This is a genomic window from Mucilaginibacter sp. UYCu711 (assembly GCF_050433825.1).
Lineage (GTDB): Bacteria > Bacteroidota > Bacteroidia > Sphingobacteriales > Sphingobacteriaceae > Mucilaginibacter.
Genome location: NZ_JBNPWM010000003.1, coordinates 162,407 through 182,484 on the forward strand (window position 1 = coordinate 162,407; position 20,078 = coordinate 182,484).

At 41.6% G+C, this 20,078-nt stretch carries 13 protein-coding genes and 1 tRNA gene; 8 read left to right on the top strand and 6 right to left on the bottom strand.

Features of this window, described 5'->3' with window-relative positions:
* Positions 1–90: 90 nt before the first annotated feature.
* Positions 91–966, bottom strand: coding sequence for a GTPase Era (era, locus tag ABIB50_RS07985; protein WP_429378744.1), 876 nt, complete (start codon positions 964–966; stop codon positions 91–93).
* 144 nt (positions 967–1,110) lie between these two features.
* Between era and ABIB50_RS07990 the strand changes: the two genes are divergently transcribed.
* Positions 1,111–1,183, top strand: a tRNA-Met gene (locus ABIB50_RS07990).
* A gap of 419 nt (positions 1,184–1,602) precedes the next feature.
* Here ABIB50_RS07990 and ABIB50_RS07995 read toward each other — a convergent pair.
* The 5 genes from ABIB50_RS07995 to ABIB50_RS08015 form a co-directional block, all read right to left on the bottom strand.
* Entirely contained in the window at positions 1,603–2,850 is a 1,248-nt protein-coding gene (locus tag ABIB50_RS07995; RefSeq protein WP_429378746.1) for a DUF3863 domain-containing protein, read from the bottom strand.
* Between the two features lie 157 nt (positions 2,851–3,007).
* Positions 3,008–4,741, bottom strand: a complete 1,734-nt coding sequence (locus ABIB50_RS08000) for a RagB/SusD family nutrient uptake outer membrane protein (RefSeq protein WP_429378748.1) — start codon at positions 4,739–4,741, stop codon at positions 3,008–3,010.
* Positions 4,742–4,754: 13 nt separating this feature from the next.
* On the bottom strand, positions 4,755–8,147 hold the full coding sequence (locus ABIB50_RS08005) for a SusC/RagA family TonB-linked outer membrane protein (RefSeq protein WP_429378750.1): 3,393 nt from the start codon (positions 8,145–8,147) through the stop codon (positions 4,755–4,757).
* Between the two features lie 295 nt (positions 8,148–8,442).
* Positions 8,443–9,585, bottom strand: coding sequence for a FecR family protein (locus tag ABIB50_RS08010; protein ID WP_429378752.1), 1,143 nt, complete (start codon positions 9,583–9,585; stop codon positions 8,443–8,445).
* A 68-nt stretch (positions 9,586–9,653) separates the two neighbouring features.
* Complete coding sequence (locus ABIB50_RS08015; RefSeq protein ID WP_429378754.1) at positions 9,654–10,232, bottom strand: RNA polymerase sigma-70 factor; 579 nt, start codon at positions 10,230–10,232, stop codon at positions 9,654–9,656.
* Between the two features lie 214 nt (positions 10,233–10,446).
* Between ABIB50_RS08015 and ABIB50_RS08020 the strand changes: the two genes are divergently transcribed.
* The 7 genes from ABIB50_RS08020 to ABIB50_RS08050 all read left to right on the top strand — a co-directional run bounded on the left by ABIB50_RS08020 (position 10,447) and on the right by ABIB50_RS08050 (position 20,062).
* Positions 10,447–10,659, top strand: coding sequence for a putative sulfate exporter family transporter (locus ABIB50_RS08020; RefSeq protein ID WP_429378756.1), 213 nt, complete (start codon positions 10,447–10,449; stop codon positions 10,657–10,659).
* Between the two features lie 346 nt (positions 10,660–11,005).
* Positions 11,006–11,581: an RNA polymerase sigma-70 factor gene (locus tag ABIB50_RS08025; protein WP_429378758.1), complete on the top strand. Its 576-nt coding sequence runs from the start codon at positions 11,006–11,008 to the stop codon at positions 11,579–11,581.
* Positions 11,582–11,707: 126 nt separating this feature from the next.
* Positions 11,708–12,841 carry a FecR family protein gene (locus ABIB50_RS08030; RefSeq protein WP_429378759.1) on the top strand — a complete coding sequence of 378 codons (1,134 nt, stop codon included), beginning with the start codon at positions 11,708–11,710 and terminating at the stop codon, positions 12,839–12,841.
* Between the two features lie 220 nt (positions 12,842–13,061).
* Complete coding sequence (locus ABIB50_RS08035) at positions 13,062–16,601, top strand: SusC/RagA family TonB-linked outer membrane protein (protein ID WP_429378760.1); 3,540 nt, start codon at positions 13,062–13,064, stop codon at positions 16,599–16,601.
* Positions 16,602–16,611: 10 nt separating this feature from the next.
* Entirely contained in the window at positions 16,612–17,982 is a 1,371-nt protein-coding gene (locus ABIB50_RS08040) for a RagB/SusD family nutrient uptake outer membrane protein (RefSeq protein ID WP_429378762.1), read from the top strand.
* An 11-nt stretch (positions 17,983–17,993) separates the two neighbouring features.
* Complete coding sequence (locus ABIB50_RS08045) at positions 17,994–18,938, top strand: discoidin domain-containing protein (protein WP_429378763.1); 945 nt, start codon at positions 17,994–17,996, stop codon at positions 18,936–18,938.
* 14 nt (positions 18,939–18,952) lie between these two features.
* Positions 18,953–20,062 carry a thioredoxin-like domain-containing protein gene (locus ABIB50_RS08050; RefSeq protein ID WP_429378764.1) on the top strand — a complete coding sequence of 370 codons (1,110 nt, stop codon included), beginning with the start codon at positions 18,953–18,955 and terminating at the stop codon, positions 20,060–20,062.
* Positions 20,063–20,078: the final 16 nt, after the last annotated feature.

The following is a 20,078-nucleotide window of genomic DNA, read 5'->3' on the forward strand; positions in this document are numbered from 1 at the left end:
CTACGTGTTTAAGAGCTAAGCCCTTGTATATTAATAATTATGATGCGAAGATAAACGTAAAACGTATTACGTAACACGTCTAACCTCTACCTATTCGTACCCAAATTTTTTCAGGTAATTTTTTTTACTGCGCCAGTCGGGTATTACTTTAACAAACATTTCAAGGAAGATCTTCTTCTGGAAAAAATCCTCCATATCACGGCGGGCGTAGGTACCTACTATTTTCAGCATTTTACCTCCTTCACCAATAATGATATTTTTCTGGCTGTCGCGCTCCACAATTATCTCGGCGCTTATGCGGTGCAGTTTTTCGCCCTCAACAAACGCGGTCACAATAACCTCGGCGCTGTAAGGGATCTCTTTTTTATATTGTTTCAGGATTTGCGCCCGGATCATTTCCGACGCGAAAAACCTGTCATTACGATCGGTTAACTGATCTTTCTCATAATACGCCGGATGCTCAGGCAAATGCTCTATCACAAAGTTCATCACCGCGATAACATTATGGCCGTGCAGTGCAGATATAGCGAATACCGCTTTTGGTTTTAATTTTTCCTGCCAGTATTCTACTTTTTTCTTAACCGTTTCTTCGTCGCTTTGATCTATCTTATTGATCAGAATCAATAACGGCGCCTGCGATCCATTTAGTTTTTTAATTACGTCCTCTTCGTCATACTCCTCGTAGATGTCAGTAACCAGTAAGATAAGGTCGGCATCTTCTATCGAGCCCTCTACCTGATGCATCATGCGCTCATGCAATTCATAGTGCGGTTTGATGATGCCGGGTGTATCTGAAAATACAATTTGATACTCGTCTGTATTGACAATACCCAAAATACGATGACGGGTTGTTTGTGCCTTAGGGGTGATGATAGACATTTTTTCGCCAACAAGCGCGTTCATCAGGGTTGACTTACCCGCGTTTGGCTTACCAATTATGCTTACAAAACCTGCTTTATGACCCATTGAAAAATAATTAAAATAATATTTGGACTGCAAAGAAACGAATTATATCTTTGCAGTCCAATTAAAAGGAGGCACAAATTGCTTTTTAGTAATTGAGAAGACCATTTCGGGGTTATGTCCGTTATGTAATACCAACAAAAATAGTGCGGGATGGAGCAGTTGGTAGCTCGTCGGGCTCATAACCCGAAGGTCGTAGGTTCGAGTCCTGCTCCCGCTACCTTTAAGGACAATGCAATGAACTATTATATAAATAGCTTTCATTGCATTTTTCATTTAAGTTCCTTACGATAATTTTAATGGATTTAGCAGTTCGAGTCTTGTTCCTTCAACCGAGCGAGACATAAGCCCCAGCCTCTATACTATAATAAATAAAAAAGGCCCTGATATACCAATATCAGGGCCCGACCAATATCTCTCGGATGAGAGTTTTTCAGGAGAGAGTTTTTATGCTTTTGAATTTTTCGATTATCTGATTTTATAAATTGCTGCATCTATAAAGTAATACACGGTAGATGTGATCTCAACCGGCGATTGCGATTAACTGGGACCCAGCCGATTAGTTTTTCAACTACTATTGAATTATTGCTCCTTCAGCCAGCCAGCTTGTCATTGATTTGAAAGCCGATCCAATAAATACTATTTAATCAAATCAGGATAGTGATGTATTATAACAGAGCGTGCTTTAGCCGAAAGCGAATCCGGAGCAATAGGTTTATCTTGAGGGCGTGTTTGTTTTTGATTGATCTCGCCGAGCAGACTCCATTTGCGCGTCATTTCTGCAGGCTCTTTGGCGACATTTCTGTAATCAGTAAAGTCAATTACTTTTGCCGCAGCTCTATCATCTTTTTGATTAAGCAACGCCAGGCGAAAATCCTTATTCATAAACCAACGGATTTCCTTATCAGCATCTGAACCACCGATACCGGAACCGATTTCTTCAAAACGATAGTTGAAACTGTTGGTTTTATAATGTTTGCGCCAAGCCAAACCAAATTCACCTTGAGTGATAAGTTTAGCATCAGGCCAACGCTCGCGGATAGCTGTTAGCCAATTTTTGAGATAACTGAAATTGTAAGGTAAAGAAAGTTCCCAGCAATTAGTTACCCAGCCAAAACCGTTCAGTTGAAATCCTTTGTCGAAATTGATAGCCGTGGTATGCATCATTTCCTTCAATCCTGTTTCTAAGCCATATCTGCCAAGAGTTTCGATAGGCCCAACACCCATACGGCTATTAAATCGCTGGGCAAACCCGGCCCTGCGCCCCGCTAAAAAATCAACCGACCAACCATCAAGATTTACACAGTCAATAAAATCAGATTTGCTTTGAGCTGGTTTGCAAAAATGCTCGGCAGAAGGATAGTAAGGGTAAGAGATGGATCCATCGCCATCCTGATTATCAATGCTATACTGACTCCATATATTGCCTTGGCACACATGAATATGTTCTTTATCTGCCAGGTATTGCTGGTTTTTGGCCGATAGAAAACCTGCTACAACGCTTTGCGGCCGGTAACCGTTACCAACCATACGTGTAATAATTTCAAGGGCGTCATGCAGATCCTGGTTTACCTGTTCGGTGCTGTTATAAGCATTGGCAAAATATGCACCTGGAATAAATGTAATTTCGTCGCCATATTTGTTGTGATAGCCTATCACCAACCTTCTAATCTCGCGATAGTTTGAGCTCGTATCGTTCAAGGCAAGCCAACTGAAAGCCCAGGTCATTTTACCTCCGGGGAAGCCTTCGGCAACAGCTTCCCGCATAGCGATAACTCTGGCCGGAGTATGCAGGGCTCGTTCGTCGTGCCCGACGTTCCGGTTTCTTGAAACCTCAATCTGGTTAACACGGATGACCGTGTTAAATGTTAAAAATCTATTCCCCATTAGGGTTTGTTTGTTATTTCTCGTTTGACCTTGCGCTGCAAAAAAAAAGGGCAATAGCAGAGACAAGATTCCACTTGTGAGTCTTAAATTCATGGTTTTTAATATTAAAATTCTAATAGAAAGTAGTGCCGGTAAACACCAGCACTACTTTTAGGAGCTACCAATTTGGATTTTGCTGCAATACTTTACCGTTTGTTGTGTAAAAAGCAACCTCTTTGGTTGGTAATGGCTGCAGATAGTTTTTGGCTGGATCAAATTTCCTAGCTTTTTCGGCTATAAGGAATCCGTTAGCATCAACTTTGGTTAAATAGCTTGGATCATTATATGGTGCCCTGGTGGCCCAGTCTGTTCCGGTTATTTTAATGCCTTTAACATCTTGCAATAATTCAACTTCGGCGGTTTTCCAACGGCGCACGTCGTCATACCTAAAACCTTCAAGGCATAGCTCAACAGTTCTTTCGCGACGTATCTCGGTGCGCATATCCAAACCATTAGCAGTAACAAAAGCATTGGTTAGGTGTGGCATATTTACCCTATCGCGAAGTTTGTTGATAGACAAATCAAGATCTGCATTGCTTATCACGCTGTTTTTTTCGTAAAGCGCTTCGGCATATACTAATAATACCTCGGCATAGCGAATAAGATGACGGTCAAACTCACCCAAGCTGGAAGTACCAAGCTGGCCTGAGTTATTAGCAATAGGATCCTCAGACATATACTTATACAATATGTAACCGGTATTAAAGTTACGTTGTGGCGTATTAGGCCAGTTGGCAATTTTTGTTGTTGGATAAAATACACGGTTGGTTAATGTACCCGGGATGATCATGGTCTGCGTCATTCTCGGATCACGATTCTGGAACTCGGACGTAAAAGTGGCGTACCCTTGAAATACGGTACCGGCTGAAGTAATAGGCAAACCGGTGGCATCCAGGTACAAATCGGCCATTTTACGGGTCGGGTTGTAACCTGTGCCATCGTAATCATAAGATGTACTCTGGCCATATATATTACGTGCATATCTCCGGTCAAGTATTGATTCTTTTGAATCGTCGCCCGCCTCAATAAACAGGTAACGATAACTTTGCGCGCCGCTGCCGGTATATAAAGAATAGGTACCACTGCTAATTACAGCTGATGAATTAGTAATAGCCGCATCTAAATATTTAGCGGCACTACCGTCACCTCTGGATTTTTCCCAGGTGCCTTCAAATAAAGCAACCCGGGCTGCCAAAGCTTGCGCCGTACCTTTTGTTATACGCCCAACATCGGCCCCGGCTAAAGCTGTTTGCAAAGGCAGGTCGTTTTTAGCTTCGTCCAGGTCTTTTAAAATAAAATCGGCTGTTTCAATACGGCTCGCTCTTGGGGCAAATAAATCGGGATCCTCAACAGTCAGCACTTTACCAATTAAAGGCACACCACCGTAAAGCCTCAACAGTTTCCAGTAATACCAGGCCCTGAAAAACCTGGCTTCGGCAGCATATCTTTTTATTTCGGTATCAGTAGTACCGGCGGCCTTTGCAAGAATGATATTTGCAGACCGGATGTAAGAATACGGATTTGTCCAGTTACCTGATGTTTCAGATGGTTGCAGGTTACCATTGCTAACCGAGTTTGGTGTGTTAAACGCTATGTCTGATTCTGTATCATCGGTGCCAAACCCATCTAAACCTAAATAAAGCCTGTTAGCTGCAAGTTTAAAATCCGCTCCTGTTTTCCAGAAAGTGGCATCGGTAATATCTTGTTCTGATACCAGGTTAAGATCTTTTTTACAACCGCTCCAGCCAAGGGTCAGCACAAAAGCCCAAAGCATTCCCGCACGTATTAAACCTGTACGCCTGTTTGCCAGCCTGGTTGTTGTTGTTTTATGATATTTATCTGTATGTTTCATAATACTTTTCTAATTAAAATTTAACATTTAAGCCCATTGAATAAACTTTGTTGAAAGGATATGTACCCTCGTTACGATAGCCATCTTCCGGGTCAAAATTTCCGCCATATGTTCCTTTTGATATGGTAAACAGATCCTGGCCGCTCACGTAAATACGGGCAGATTTAATTTTTAAAGTGTTAGTAACAACACTCGGCAAGGCATAGCTCAACGTTATTACCTTAAACCTTAAGTAAGCTACATTTTGTAGTGTTTTGGTTGAAGTGCGATAGTCATAATTTGCCACATCATCATACCCTACACCGAGGGGTACATAACGTGGAAATTGAGCATCTTGCCTGGCTGGTGTCCAGGTTTGGTTATAAAAAAGTGCTAGTGATGGCCAGTAAGATGTATTAGGTCTGGCAATATTACCTTGGTATACAACATCACGTTTGCCCACACCTTGCAAAAATACCTGCAAATCAAAGTTTTTGTAGCCTACGTTAATGTTTGACGAGAAAGTGTACCTGGGCGTTAAGTTACCTAAATAGGTCATATCCCCATCCAATCCTTTTGTTTTATCACCAAAGGCGGTCAGTTTACCGTCGCCATCCAGATCCTTGTACATCACATCACCCAAAGCAATTCTGGCAGGTACGCCTTGTAACAATTTGTACTTATCTAACTGTGCCTGCGTTTGGATAATGCCATCATACACGTAGCCGAAATAAGAATAAATTGCATAGCCTTTTCTGGTGAAATTTAGTCCTTCGGCGTAGCTGTCTGTGTTTTTCAATTCAACCAATTGATTTTTGCTGTCGCTCAGCTGTAAGGAAACACTGTATCGGAAATCCTTAATATTATCTCTCCATGTTACAGAGCTTTCAAAACCTTTGGTTACCAATTTACCCTGGTTGGTTGATGGCGGGGTTGCACCAAAAACAACAGGCACCGCTACGTTAACCAACATATTATTATTTATCTTGTTATAATAATCAAAGCTGAATGATAATCTGGAATTCAACACAGCTACATCAAGACCAATATTTTTATTAGTGATGGTTTCCCACGTACGTTCGATAGATGCCGGGTTAGCAACCGCACCAGGTAAACCTGCATTTGGCGAACCTATTGGATATACGCCGCCTACTGATATTAACGGGATATAACCGTATACACCCAAGGCGCCTAATTCCTGGTTACCCATTTTGCCTATTGATAGCCTTAACTTTAACTGGTCAAATATGTTTAATGATTCGATAAACTTTTCTTTGGACAGGTTATAGGCAAATGCCGCTGACGGGAACACCGCACTCCAACGTTTTTCGGGAGCAAACTTTGAACTACCATCTGCCCGGGCCGTTAAATCCAAAACATACTTGCCTTTGTACGAATAGCTTAACCTGCTAAAATAGGAAGCTAATGACTGGGTGCTAATGCTACCCGTGAAGTTAGCATATGCAACTTTTGTACGATCTGCTAGATTAAGTGTATATATGTCATTGCTTGCAAAGTTATAACCAAAGGTAGTTTGGCCCTCGCTGCGTGATTGCTCTAATGATGCACCAGCGGTAAAGTTAATGTTATGATCAACAGCAAAATCTTTGTTATAATCTAAATAAATTTGGTATAGTTTATTTAGAGATTTACTATTGTCGTACTTTGCAGAATTTGGCGTATTCCTGATGTCCTGTACGCTACCGGTATACGTATAACGGGTTATTGTAGGGTTTGTAGTACTACCGTTTCCATAATTCATTCTTACAGCCGCTTGTGCGGTTAGTTTTAATCCTGGTATTATGCTATAATCAACTTTAAAGTTGGTAGCAAATCTTGACGAGTTGCTTTTGTAGTTACCGCCTTCTTCAAGATATTGCGCCGGGTTTTCATAACCCTGATAGCCATAAAACTGTCCCAGCGGGTTATAAACCGGCTGATACGGATACTGGCGCGTAACGTTGGTTAAGGCACTGCCCAATAAGGTGGGCTCTATGGTAGCTGTGTTATCAAAACTTGTACGGGTCTCTACTGATAGTTTTTTGCTTAAACGGAAGTCATAATTGATCCGTAAATTGTACAGATCTGAGTTGTTTGTGCCGTAGTTTACTATACCACCGTTACGGTTATAACCTAATGATATCAGGTAATTAGTGTTTTCGCCACCGCCTGATACAGCTACACTATGCATTTGTTGCGTAGTATTTTTATAAATCACCTTGTTCCAATCGGTGTAGCCATAAAATGACGGATAGTTTGATAAGCCATAGTTCCACCCGCTTCCCAGTTCGGGCGCTGCACCTGCTTTTATCTTATCAAAAACAGCCGGCGCAAAGCCTGCTATACCTACATTACGAAAACCTTCGTCCATAAACTCGGCAAACTGTAGCGTGTTTTGAATTTTACGCAGATAGGTTGGTGTTTTTATACCGTAGTTTAAAGTATAAGTAACCTCCGGAGCGCTACCTCTTCTGCCTTTTTTGGTAGTTACTATAATTACTCCATCAGCAGCACGTGCACCATAAATAGCAGCGGCAGCATCCTTTAAAACAGATACTTCGGCAATATCATTGGTGTTAATGGTGTTAAGATCACCGGGAATACCGTCTACTAATATTAATGGACTGGCACCGTTCGCGTTAATTGTTGAATAACCACGTATTTTTAATTCAAAGGTATTGGCACCTGGCTGGCCGCTGGCCCTGGTAATAGTTAAGCCGGGTATGGCACCCTGTAACGCGTCAGCAGTACTTAATACAGGTCTGTTCTCAAACACCTCAGACTTAACGGTTGATATTGCACCGGTAATTGCACCTTTTGTACGGGTACCATAACCAACAACAACAATCTCAGCCAATTTGGTATCAACCTTAACCATTTTGATATCTAAAACGGTTTTGTTGCCAACAGTTACTCTTTGTGTTTCATAACCCAGGTATGATACTAACAGCACCGAGCTTGGGCCGGGAACATCTAACGTAAAAGCGCCCTGCGCATCGGTAGTAGTACCAGTGGCTGTGCGTTCAATACTAATGTTTACACCTATTAAAGGTGCGCCGGTTGTAGCATCGCGCACAACGCCGCCTATCCGCGCTGCAACTTCTGTAAGCAATGGGCTTACCGCTTCAGGCTCAGGTTTATCGATAATCAGGATGGTTTTGTTCCTGATCATATAATCAAACGGCTGATTACCAAAACAAAGCACAAGTACTTTGCTAAAGTCCATATTCTGGGCATCTACCGTAATTAGTTTGGCATCTTTTAGTGTCTCATTATTATAAAGAAAATCATAATCGGTTTGCTTTCTTATTTGGGCAATAACATCCGTTACGGTTGCTTTCTTGGCAACAACGGTAATTTTTTGCGCATAGGTCTCTGCTTTTAATTGTAAAAATCCAATCGTTATAAGCAAGAAAGTAAGTTTCATTTTTCGAAAAAAATTGGAATATACATAGGAATCCCTCCTGAAAAGTAATTCAGTAAATTTTTTATACATTTGATAGTTAGGTTTTAATGAAAATCTATTGGTTAGCTTTTAGTTAAGATCGCCTGACATATAACCAGGGGCGCTTCCAACGTCCTTGGTTTATTTTTTAAGGCGAAATTTTCGTGGGTTAAGTCTGTCTCTTTTCTATACTCCCTCCTTTTTATATGGTTTATTTTGTATTAACTGGTCTTATTGTTTGGATTATTGGTTTATATAATTGAGTTACTACCGTTGGTTAATCGGTTACAATAACTTTTTTGGTTTGTATTATAAAATGAACCTTGCCTACACGCTCCAGGTTTTGCAATGTTTCTGATAAGTTGGACGAGCGCGAGAACGTACCGCCAAATCTGTCATGCTCGTTCATCGTATTCTTATATTGAATATCTATATCATACCACCGGCTCATAATTTTCATTATGCTTTTGATCTCCTGGTTGTCGAACAAAAAATAACCGTTCTTCCATGAGATAGCATCTTCAGGGTTAACTGTTTTTATGGTAAACGTATTCGTGTTGCGACCGATCTTGGCTTGCTGCCCCGGTGCTAATAATTTAGCCTCGCCCGAGTGTATGTTCTTTAAATTGATACTTCCGCTAAGTAAGGTAGTGCTTATTCCGCCATCGTCATCATAGCTTTTAACATTAAAATGCGTGCCTAACACGGTGATTTCCTGATTAAAGGATTCTACTTTAAAAGGCTTGTCTGCGTTATGCGCAACCTCAAAATAAGCCTCGCCATTAACAACAACGCGCCTTTCGTTGCCGATAAAAGTAACCGGGTAAGTTATGGACGACGCGGCATTAAGCCAAACCCTTGTCCCGTCAGACAAAGTGAGATTATACTGGCCGCCCCGCGGCGTGGTCATGGTGTTATACAACAGTTTGCCCGGTGCGTTCATTTGTGCCGATAACGGCGCATAAACAACGCGGCCATCAGCTGTTTTATCAATAGTAATGTCGCCCTGCTCGGCAAGTTTGCCGTTCTTAACATCGGTTAGTACTATTTGCTGCCCGTTAGCCAGCGTAAGCATGGCCCTGTTGCCACCGGGTTTAACATCGGGGATGACTTGTTTAACCACAACCGCTTTTTGTTTAGGCTGGTTGGTGTTGGTAAAGTAATAGATAGAAACAGAAAGGATCAAAAGCACGGACGCAGCAGCAGCTATGCGTGGCCATAAAACCTTGCTTACAAACGGTTTAGCCTGCGGTTGTATTGCCTGCCAAACCCCTTCTTTAATGGCTTCCAACTCTTCCGCTGAAACAGCGGCGCTTTCAGGCTGCCATTGCAGGTACCAGTTTTCGAGCATAACAAGTTCATCGGCATTGATTGTGCCTTTCCTGAACTTTTCTAATAGGTCTTGGATATTTATTTGCATCTGTCTTCGGTCTCTTAATAATATAGACAGCGAAGCCAGGGGTTATGGGGGTAATGAAAATTAAAAATTTATTTATAAAAAATTAACATAAGGTAAAACAGTACGCCAAGCCTTGCCCTTAATATCTTCAGCGCGTTCTTTACATGGCTCCTTACTGATTGTTCGGTTAGGTTAAGCTTTTCGGCTATCTCCTTATAGTTCATATTCGCTTTTCGACTCAGCTCAAAAACCTCGCGCATTTTGGGAGGTAATTGTTGTATCTCGCTCTCAATAATGGCGGCCAGTTGCCTTTCGCGTAGGCGATGGTCTGTATGCACTTCGGCCTCTGATAGCCAGTTAGGTAACAACGCGCGATACCTATCTTCTACATGCTTATGAGCAATATTGTTTAGCACCCGGTTGCGCACCCAGGTATATAAATAATTAGAAAAATTATTCTTAGGTTCCAGCACCCTGCGTTTTGACCACAGGTAAGCAAAAAGCTCCTGCACCAAGTCTCTCGCCTCGTCCTTATCTTTCAGGCGCCTGTGGGCATGTAGATAAAGGAGGCTAAAGTACCGGTTGTAAATTTCAGCGAATGCCAGTTCATCGTCAGACCTTAACAAGTTTACCAACTCCAGATCGCTCATTGCGCTATAGACTGTCATTTTTCACTCTCAAATTTATTATGTAACAATACTGTTATAAACCAGCAGACCAAAGCTATATAATATTTTTAATAAACAGTATATTTAAAACCTTACTGCTTTTTAGTACCGGTCAACTTTATCTAATTACTGAAGTGCAAGACCCAGTTGGTTAATAATTACATTAATAGCCGGTAAAAGAGTGTTGGGCCAATATTATTTATCATAGCATAAATTGCAGGGTTTTTATGTTTGTGGTGCGTCTGCTTCAATTGCAATTGCAGGATCAGTAAGGGCTAAAAAAGAACATCCGCCGGTTGCTATAAGCCTGGTAGTAATTTATGCTATCGTTATGATCTTACTGTTATCGTTTATATGCCGTTTGCTGCAATTACCCGCAGGGGACAGCTGCGGGCATTTACTTTTGGAAAAAATCCACCAAAAATGAATTAGTCAAAATATTTGCATCATGTATAGCAGTTAAATCTTCTAAAAAGTTCGAGATTTGACCTGTTCCGTCTACTAAAGGAAACATACCATATGGTATGTTTCCTTTTTTTATGGAGTTATTTTTTGACTGCCAGAAATTAGAGCCTTCATGTAAGCCCGAAAAAAGTGTTCGATGTTAACGAGGGATTTTGCCAATTTTTTCCACTTCAAACCCCGCAAATTAGACTATGGCAAGGAGCTGATCCTGATTGCGCATTCCTGGAGCGCATGTCATTAGTCAATAGCAGACCAAAAATACATCCATTACCTTTATATTAATTAATCGTTATATTTGGTATAATTTTATGATCGGTTATAGCGGGCTTACGGACAGGGAATTAGCAGATCTTTTAAAGGTTGGTGACGAGGCCGCATTTAGGGTGATCTATCAAAAATATTGGGATAAGCTGCTGGTAGTGGGGGGGAGGCGCCTTAATGATGTCGATGAAGCGGAAGAAGCTGTACAGGATATATTCTTGAATTTATGGAAACGACGGGAAAATTTTAGGTTAAGGGTAGGCTTCGATAACTATTTCGCGGTCGCGCTGAAGTTCGAGGTAATTAACCGGTTGGCTAAAAGAGTGAGGGAAAGTCAGCGAAATACTGCTTTTGCAGCTACGCTCTCAGAACAGCAAAAAGAGCTTTTTGAACCTTTCGATCTGGCGAGGCTTGAAAAACAGCTGGAGCATACCATTAACTCGCTGCCACCCAAATGCCAGCTGATCTTCCGGCTGAGTCGTGAAAGCGGAATTCCAAATAAAAAAATAGCAACGGAATTGAAAATTTCAGAAAAAACTGTTGAAAAACATATTACCCATGCGTTAAAAATATTAAAAACGCGCTTTCGTGTACTTTTTGGCTTCCTAGCTATCTTTATTTAAGGTGTTATTTATCATTTGTGTGATGTTTTTTCGTTTTTTCTCTCTTTTAACTGCTTTTTAAAAATATTTACAAAATATGGTAGGGTGTTCTTGTTTTGATTTGGCTATGTATTAAAAGCATAGTACATGAACGAGTCAAACTCACCAGAAAAGATCAATTTAATTGCCAGGAAATGGCAGGACGGCACTATTACTGACCTTGAAAAACAACAGTTTGAGGATTGGTATGCTGATTTTGATAATGAGCTTGAAATATATTCGGGTGAATCACGTGAGGAAACAGAACGTAGATTATACAATCTTATCGCTAAAAAGGGTAATATCGCCCCGAAGCGTCAATCTAAATGGCCGCGAATCGCGGTTGCGGCAGCTATCCTGTTTTCGCTCGGTATCGGCAGTTACTATTATAGCATCAAGCCGGACCAGCCGTCAGTAGCACAACTACAAATTAATGATATTGCACCGGGTGGCAACAAAGCTGTTCTAACTTTGGCCAACGGGCAGCAAATCGTATTGACCAATGCCAAAAACGGGCAATTGGCCGTGCAAGGCAATAGTGAGATTACCAAGACTGCTGACGGTGATATCGTCTATCAGCAGACAAAGGGCCAAACCGCCTTAGCAACTTTAACTTACAATACGGTGAGTACCCCGGTCGGTGGGCAGTACCATTTAACTTTAGCAGATGGAACAAATGTTTGGTTAAACGCCGCTTCTTCCATAAAATTCCCAAGCGCTTTTACCGGTAACGAGCGTAAAGTGGAAATTACCGGTGAAGCGTATTTCGAGGTAGCGCACAATGCGGCCAAACCGTTCCGCGTTCAGTCGAATCAGCAGGTTGTGGAGGTATTGGGTACGCATTTCAATGTTAATTCTTATGCAGATGAAAATGCAACCAAAACCACGCTGTTAGAAGGGTCCGTTAAGGTAACCGGATCAAATGGCTTTAAATTAATTAAGCCAGGCCAGCAGGCTGTTTTAAGCGGGAACAATTTAAGTATAGCTCAAGCCGATGTAGAAGAAGCAGTAGCCTGGAAGAATGGCTACTTTCGGTTTAATGATGAAAAAATTGAGAGTGTGATGCGTAAGCTTTCCCGTTGGTACAATATAGCTGTAACATTTGAAGGAAAAACTTCAGACGAAGGCTTTAACGGTAAAATATCCCGTTACAAGAATATCAGCCAGGCTCTAAAAATGCTTGAGAAAACTAAGGCAGTTCATTTTAAAGTGGAAGGAAGGAGGGTTACCGTAACGCAGTAAACTTACCACTAAAGGTAATCCAAAAAAAGCCATTCCGGTTCGAGCCGGAATGACTTATTGAATGGTTACCTTAATAATCCTAATTATTTACGAACCGTAAGTGCCGCTCATCTGGAAAATGCAAGGGCACCACGATTAAATCCATTCTAGACAAATGTACAAATTTTACCCTAAAATTTTTGTACAGCCACCTGGCTGTATTTCGCAAATCCTGTTGACTATGAAGCTAACCTCACTTCTTTTAATAGCAATCATTTTACAGGTAAGCGCGACTACCCTCGCTCAAAAAGTAACGTTAAATGAAAAAAATGCACCGCTCGGGCAAATTTTCGATAAAATCAGCGCCCAAACCGGCTACGATTTTCTTTTTACTACTACGCTATTAAAAGGCACTAAGCCGGTTAGTGTAAACGTAACTAACGCCGATTTAACCGAAGTGCTCAAACAGATCTTTAATGACCAGCCATTGGAATTTTCTATCGAAGATAAAGCGGTTGTTGTTTCGCCAAAGCAAAAAACTATCCTGGAAAAACTTGGCAACCTATTCGCTTTGCCGGTTGATGTAAAGGGACGTGTTATAGATTCGCTTACGGGCGATCCGCTGTCGGGTGCTACAGTCCGGGTTAAAGGGCTGGCACAAGGTACCAAAACTGGGACAGACGGTAGCTTCTTCCTGCCAAATGTTGAAGAGAACGCCATATTGGTCATCACATTTGTCGGCTATAAATCACAGGAGATTCAAGCTTCAAAAGACGTTGGCGTCGTCCGCCTTGGCGTTGCCGTCGGAAATCTGCAGGAAGTCGGCGTAACGGTAAACACAGGTTACCAGCGCATACGGCCCGAACAAAGTACGGGCGCTGTGTCACAGATCGGCACCAAAGATTATGAATCCAGGATCAGTACTAATTTCCTGGATGGACTAGTGAACCGGTTACCGGGCCTGATGATTAATAACGATGTGGCTTTTACCAGCACTACTCCGGGCAGCCCTAGCTCTAATTCCAGGAGTTTGTTTAATATCCGCGGTATCTCTACTATGTCGGCTAATCAAAGCCCCTTAATTGTGATAGACGGATATCCTACAGAACTTACAATTGATATGATTGATCCTAACGAAATCAAAACGGTAACTATTCTTAAAGATGCCGCAGCTGCCACAGTATATGGTGTAAGGGCATCTAATGGAGTAATCGTTATTGAAAGAAAGAAGGCAGTAGCCGGTAAGCCTAAATTCACTTTTCGCGCAACTACCGGCATTACTCCTAAAGAAAATTATAACCGTTACAGGATAGCGGATGATGAATCAGCTATCGTTGTAAACTACCAGAAAACCATTTATTCAAAAAGCATCGACGCAACCACCTGGTCGCAAATGTCAACTATCGGTAGTAATTCCAGGAGTACGTTTTCCCCGGTGTACTATATTATAGCACAATCAGCTGCAAAAGTTATTACGCCTGATCAGGCTGCAAGCTCTTATGCGGCGTTACAGAATTACGATAACAGGGAAGACTACAGTAAATTATTTTTGCGACCGGCAGTTACCCAGACCTATAATTTAAATGTTTCAGGCGGCAGCGATAATGCACTTTATTATGTTACTGCCAATTATACCAGAAACGGGTTACAGCAAATCCAGAATGATAACAACCGGTTTTCGCTGTCAGGCCGCAGTACCCTTAAGTTATCCAACCGGCTTTCATTGGAGTTAACCATGGATTATCAAGAGCAACGCTTTAACAGTGCGCCTGTGCCGGATTTTAATTCATTTCCTTACGAACATTTTCAGGACGTAAACGGAAGACCCTTAGCTATTTCCAATAAATCTCTTTTCAATCCTTTTTATAACAATGCCCTTATGTCCCGGGGATTAGAGAATACGCTTTATTACCCGCTGATTGATGTTAATGAGCAAAATGATAAAACCCATACCGTTAATAATCGAATTACGGCTAATTTTAATTATAACATTGGTAATGGGTTTGGCCTGTTGTTTGGCGGAATATATGAAACCTCAAAATCAGATACGCGGCACTATGCCTCGGCAAATTCGTCCCAGGCTAAGCAGATTATAGATGCCTACATCCAATTAAATACAGACGGAACACTTAAATATAATATTCCAAAAGGGGGGTATCTTAATCAGGAAACCGATAATACCACTAGTTATACTACCCGCGCACAATTAAATTATAATAAAAGGATAAGCAAACATTCGTTTAACGGTATCCTGGGTGCCGAGGTAAGAGATGTGATCAGCAAAAGCAACCAGGCATCTTATTTTGGATATAGCGATGAGACCTTATTGCAGCAACCGGTAGACTATGCCGGCATATTTAGCGGAATTACCAGGAGTTCATTTTCAGTGTCGTCACCAGTTCTTTTTCAAAGCTATTCCAACTTGTTTAATCAACAATATACCGAAGATAGATTTCTATCGGGCTATGGCAATATGGTATATTCGTTTAAGGATACTTACTCCCTTACAGGAAGTGCTCGCGTAGATCAGTCTAATTTGTTCGGAACAAATCCTAAGTATAAATATAAGCCGCTATGGTCTATTGGCGCAGCTTGGAATATAGACAAAGAAGCCTTTATGCAGGATATTAACTGGGTTGACCAGCTTAAACTCCGCTCGGCGTATGGCTTCAACGGTAATGTGGCAAAGTTGTCGCTGCCTCAGGCAATAGCACAATATGTGCTTAATCCTTACACTTCGCCCAGCAGTACGGCCCTTAAGCTATTCTCATACGCAAACAGTAGTTTACGTTGGGAACAAACCAGGAATTTTAATATTGGGCTAGACTATCGTGTTTTCAAAAACTTTACCGGCAGTATAGATTATTATATTAAAAACAGTACCGATTTACTGGGCAATTCACAAATTGATCCTACCATCGGTGTTAGTCCTTCAATTATTAATAAGGCCTCAATCAGAAACAACGGCCTGGAGTTTAGCTTGCATGCCGACTGGATTGCGAAGAAGGACTTCAACTGGAACACTGGCCTCGTAATTTCGCACAACACCAGTAAGGTATTGGATGTTTACCAGAATGTTGCTTTCACTCCTGAAAAGCTAAATGTATTAGGCTATGTAAAAGGATATCCTGTTGGCGCCCTGTTTGCTTACCGTGATGCCGGGCTTAATAGCGCGGGCTACGCACAGATACAAAATCAGAACGGCAAGATTTACCAGACGGATAACAATTCCCCCGGTTCTCCTCAAACCGCTATTATGTCAAGTGACACTTCAGGTGTGATCCGTTATATGGGATCTGCTATACCTACTATCAACGCAGGCTTAAGTAACCGGGTAGATATCGGCAACTTCTATGTGTTTGCCATGATCAATTATTATGGTGGTTTTAAAGTAAGGGTACCGAGGCCTAACCCTTCTGCAGCCAGACCATTGCCGGGAGCGGGAAATTACTGGAAAGCTCCGGGCGACGAGAACACTACCGACGTAATGAGCCTGACAGCTTTCTCTACCAGTTTCAATTCAAATAGCGCATATAATTTTTCCGATAAATATGTGGTAAACGGCGACTATATTACCTTAGGCGATCTGACGCTCTCTTATAGTTTAGACGATACTAAATTTATTAAAAAACTAGGATTTAACCATTTCGAAATTAAATGTCAGGGATCTAATTTATGGACTCACGGTTTTAATAAATATAACTATAGTGCATCAATGGGCAGTTACCAAAAGTCATATCTAACGCCTACTTACACACTTGGGATTTTCACGAACTTTTAAATCGAAAACAATGAAACAATATAAATATATTTTTATTCTGCTCGTGCTTTGCAGTATGGTGTTGGCCGGATGCAACAAGTTCCTTGATATCAAACCAAAGGGAAAGACATTGCTTAGCACGGTTACCGATTATGATCAGTGGCTTAACGATCCAGCTCTTACGCAGGGATTTGGGCCTCCTTTTGGAACTTTTAATTATTTAGGTGATAATGTAGATGTAACCAGTATTACAACCCCCCCAACGCTGCCGGGCGAATTGCTTTATACCTGGGGGTTGCAGTTTTCTGTTGACTTAGGCATTTCGCCTTTATTTTGGGGAGAACATTATGCCAAAATCAACCAGTTTAACACGGTAGTGAATGGAATTGATGCGGCTACAGGCGGAACAGAAATCCAGAAACGGAGCCTTAAAGCTGAAGCCTTGTTAGGACGAGCACTGGAATATTTTTACCTGGTAAACGAGTATGGAAAGCCTTACGACTCAACAACTGTAAGCAGAGATCTTGCTGTTCCTTTTGTTACTTCAAATGACGTAACACAAAAAGTTCCTCCACGCAGTACCATAGCAGAAGTCTATCAGCACATCATTGGCGATATAAAGACCGCTATCCCCGATCTGCCCTTAGATAACACCACCAACAGGTTCCGGGGCTCAACAGCATCAGCCTACAGCATGCTGGCGAGGATCTATTTTTATGCGCGAAATTATACCGACGCCAGAAAGAATGCAGAACTGGCCCTGGCCAATAGCAAAGCAGTAATGATTGATTTTAATGGTACGCTACCTGCTTCCAATTTAACAAGCATTATGCCAGATGTTATATATGGCAGATATGTAATTGGGAATAGTACCCCTACACTGGATTTTATGCGTTCTTTTGATGCCAATGATCTTCGTGTAAAAAAACTTTACACCAGTATTGAAGGCTACAAATTTATTACCAGAGGGGCGACAAGCTTTGTTCCAACCAATATAACCGCTGTTTTAGCCAACGTAAATACCGGGACTTCTGTTCAGGAAATGAAATTAATTATTGCAGAATGTGCCGCGCGCGCCAATGATTTGACTGTTGCATTACAGCAATTGGACGAAGTGCGTAAAAATAGGTACGCAACTGCCAGTTATGTCCGCTATCAATCAACCGTCAGAGAAAATGTATTGCTGGAAGTTTTAAGGGAGCGCAGTCATGAATTACCTTATAACGGATTGCGTTGGTTTGATATGCGCCGGTTAGATCAAGAGAACAGGATGGGCACAGTAAACAGATATGATGCCCAGGGAAATATCATTGCCACTTTACCGCCACATAGCAACCGATATACCTTACAGATCCCCGTTCAAGTTTTAAGTTTTAACCCGGGTATGCAACAGAACCCATAATAAAGGAAATTATGTATAAAATTTATAGCGTTATGTTTGGCTCGTTAATGTTATTATTAACAGCATGCAGCAAAGAAAAAGGGCCGGCTGTATTGCCCAATGGCAGTGTGTCATTTCAATATGCCGCGGGTAAAGATACCCTACAGCGGTCAATTTCAATATTAAGTGATACGACTTTAGTTATCGGGTTTAGCGCAGCCTTAACGGGTAATGCTTCATCCTCTGAGCACTGGGTAAACTTTGCCGTTGATACAACCAAGATAAGTGCATATCGTGCAAAATACGGAGCTGCAGTTGTACTACCGGGCAGCTCTTATTTCTTTTATAAGCCAATGGCGAATTTAGCCGCGGGTGCTTCGATATCAGAACAGGCACAGCTTAATATTGTTCAAACCACAAAATTAATAGAGTATACTACGTATGTTTTGCCCGTTGTTATCCAATCGGTTGATGGTAAGGTTGAGGGTCCGGCAACAAGCCGGGTGGTGTATTTTGTATTTAAAACGGGTAAGCCCTTGTTTATTAATAAAGTTGGCTGGACTATCGCAGGTTTTTCGTCGGTCAATGGCACATTTGTCGCTACAAATATACTTGACGATAATAACACTACTACCTATTGGACAAGTAATATCCAACAGCAAATGCCGCAATGGATTGCTATCAATTTTAACAAAGAGGTAACCTTTAGCGCGTTGAATTATTATGTCCCTACCGCATTAAAATATCCAACTCTTGGCGGTTATCCAACATCCATACAAATTGAAACAAGCATGGACGGAACTAATTGGGTAAGTAAAGGGGTTTATGCCGGCAACATAGTAGCTGCTACAAATATGCAGACGATTAACACTGGCTTGGTCACAGCCAGATATCTGCGTTTTACTTCATTAGCTTCTATAAAATATTCCTCAACCTATGCCGCCATATTTATTAGCGGCATATCGCTGGTACCATAATAATAGATCATATCATGAAAAAAATAATTTCAGTGTTAGCCTGCCTGTTCCCGCTTATGGGAATGGCGCAAGGCGGCTACACCCTAACCGGTAAATTCTCCGGTTTAAAAGGGCCGGCCAAGGTTTATATTTCGTTTGTCCACGATATGAGATGGCAAACAACAGATTCGACCGAGGTAAAAAACGGTCAATTTAAGTTAGTGGGAAATGTGAGTGTTCCCACCAGGGTTATGCTGACCTTGACACAGGCCAATTCGCCCCGGATAAATAACCAGCAGGATGCGCTGGCTTTGTTTATCGAAAACAAACAAATTTTAATATCCGGTACGGACTCCATTAGTAAAGCAACTGTCAGCGGTTCAAAGTCTGACCGGGAAAACCGGGACTTAGAAGCGTCAATAAAACCATTAACAGATGAATTTATCAGGCTGAATAATGAGTTTCGTGGAAAACCTAAAGACGAGGCCTATAAAAAAGCATGGGACAGGGCGGCAAGCCTGTTGGCCGAAATCAAAAACATTTACTTTAATTTTTCAGAAACACACCTCAATTCTTTCATGGGTTTGTATACCTTCAATCAAAACGTTCTTGATAATAAATTTGATCCGGCAAAGGTAGAACCGTTGTTTCATAAATTTTCTCCGGAGCTGCAGTCGTCGGAATTAGGCAAGTATGCCCTTGGGAGGATTGAAGCCGGCAAGAGGCGTCAAACCAATATAAAGGCTACCGACTTTACCCAGAATGATCTGAATGGAAAACCCTTCACCCTGTCGTCGCTTAGGGGCAAATATGTATTGGTAGACTTTTGGGCCAGTTGGTGTGTGCCGTGCCGTGCCGAAAGCCCTAACCTTTTAAAAGCCTATCAGGTACTAAAGAGTAAAAACTTTGAAGTGGTAAGCGTATCGCTGGATAATTCTAAGGCGTCATGGGAAAATGCTGTGAAAACGGACAAACTTCCCTGGATCCATGTTTGTGATCTTAAAGGAATGAATAATGCTGTCGCGCTCATGTATGCTATCAGTTCGGTCCCGCAAAATCTGCTAATCAATCCACAAGGTGTTATTATAGCTAAGAATCTTAGAGGAGAGAATCTTACGGAGAAATTATCAGCATATATAAAATAACCTCGCCCTAAATTAA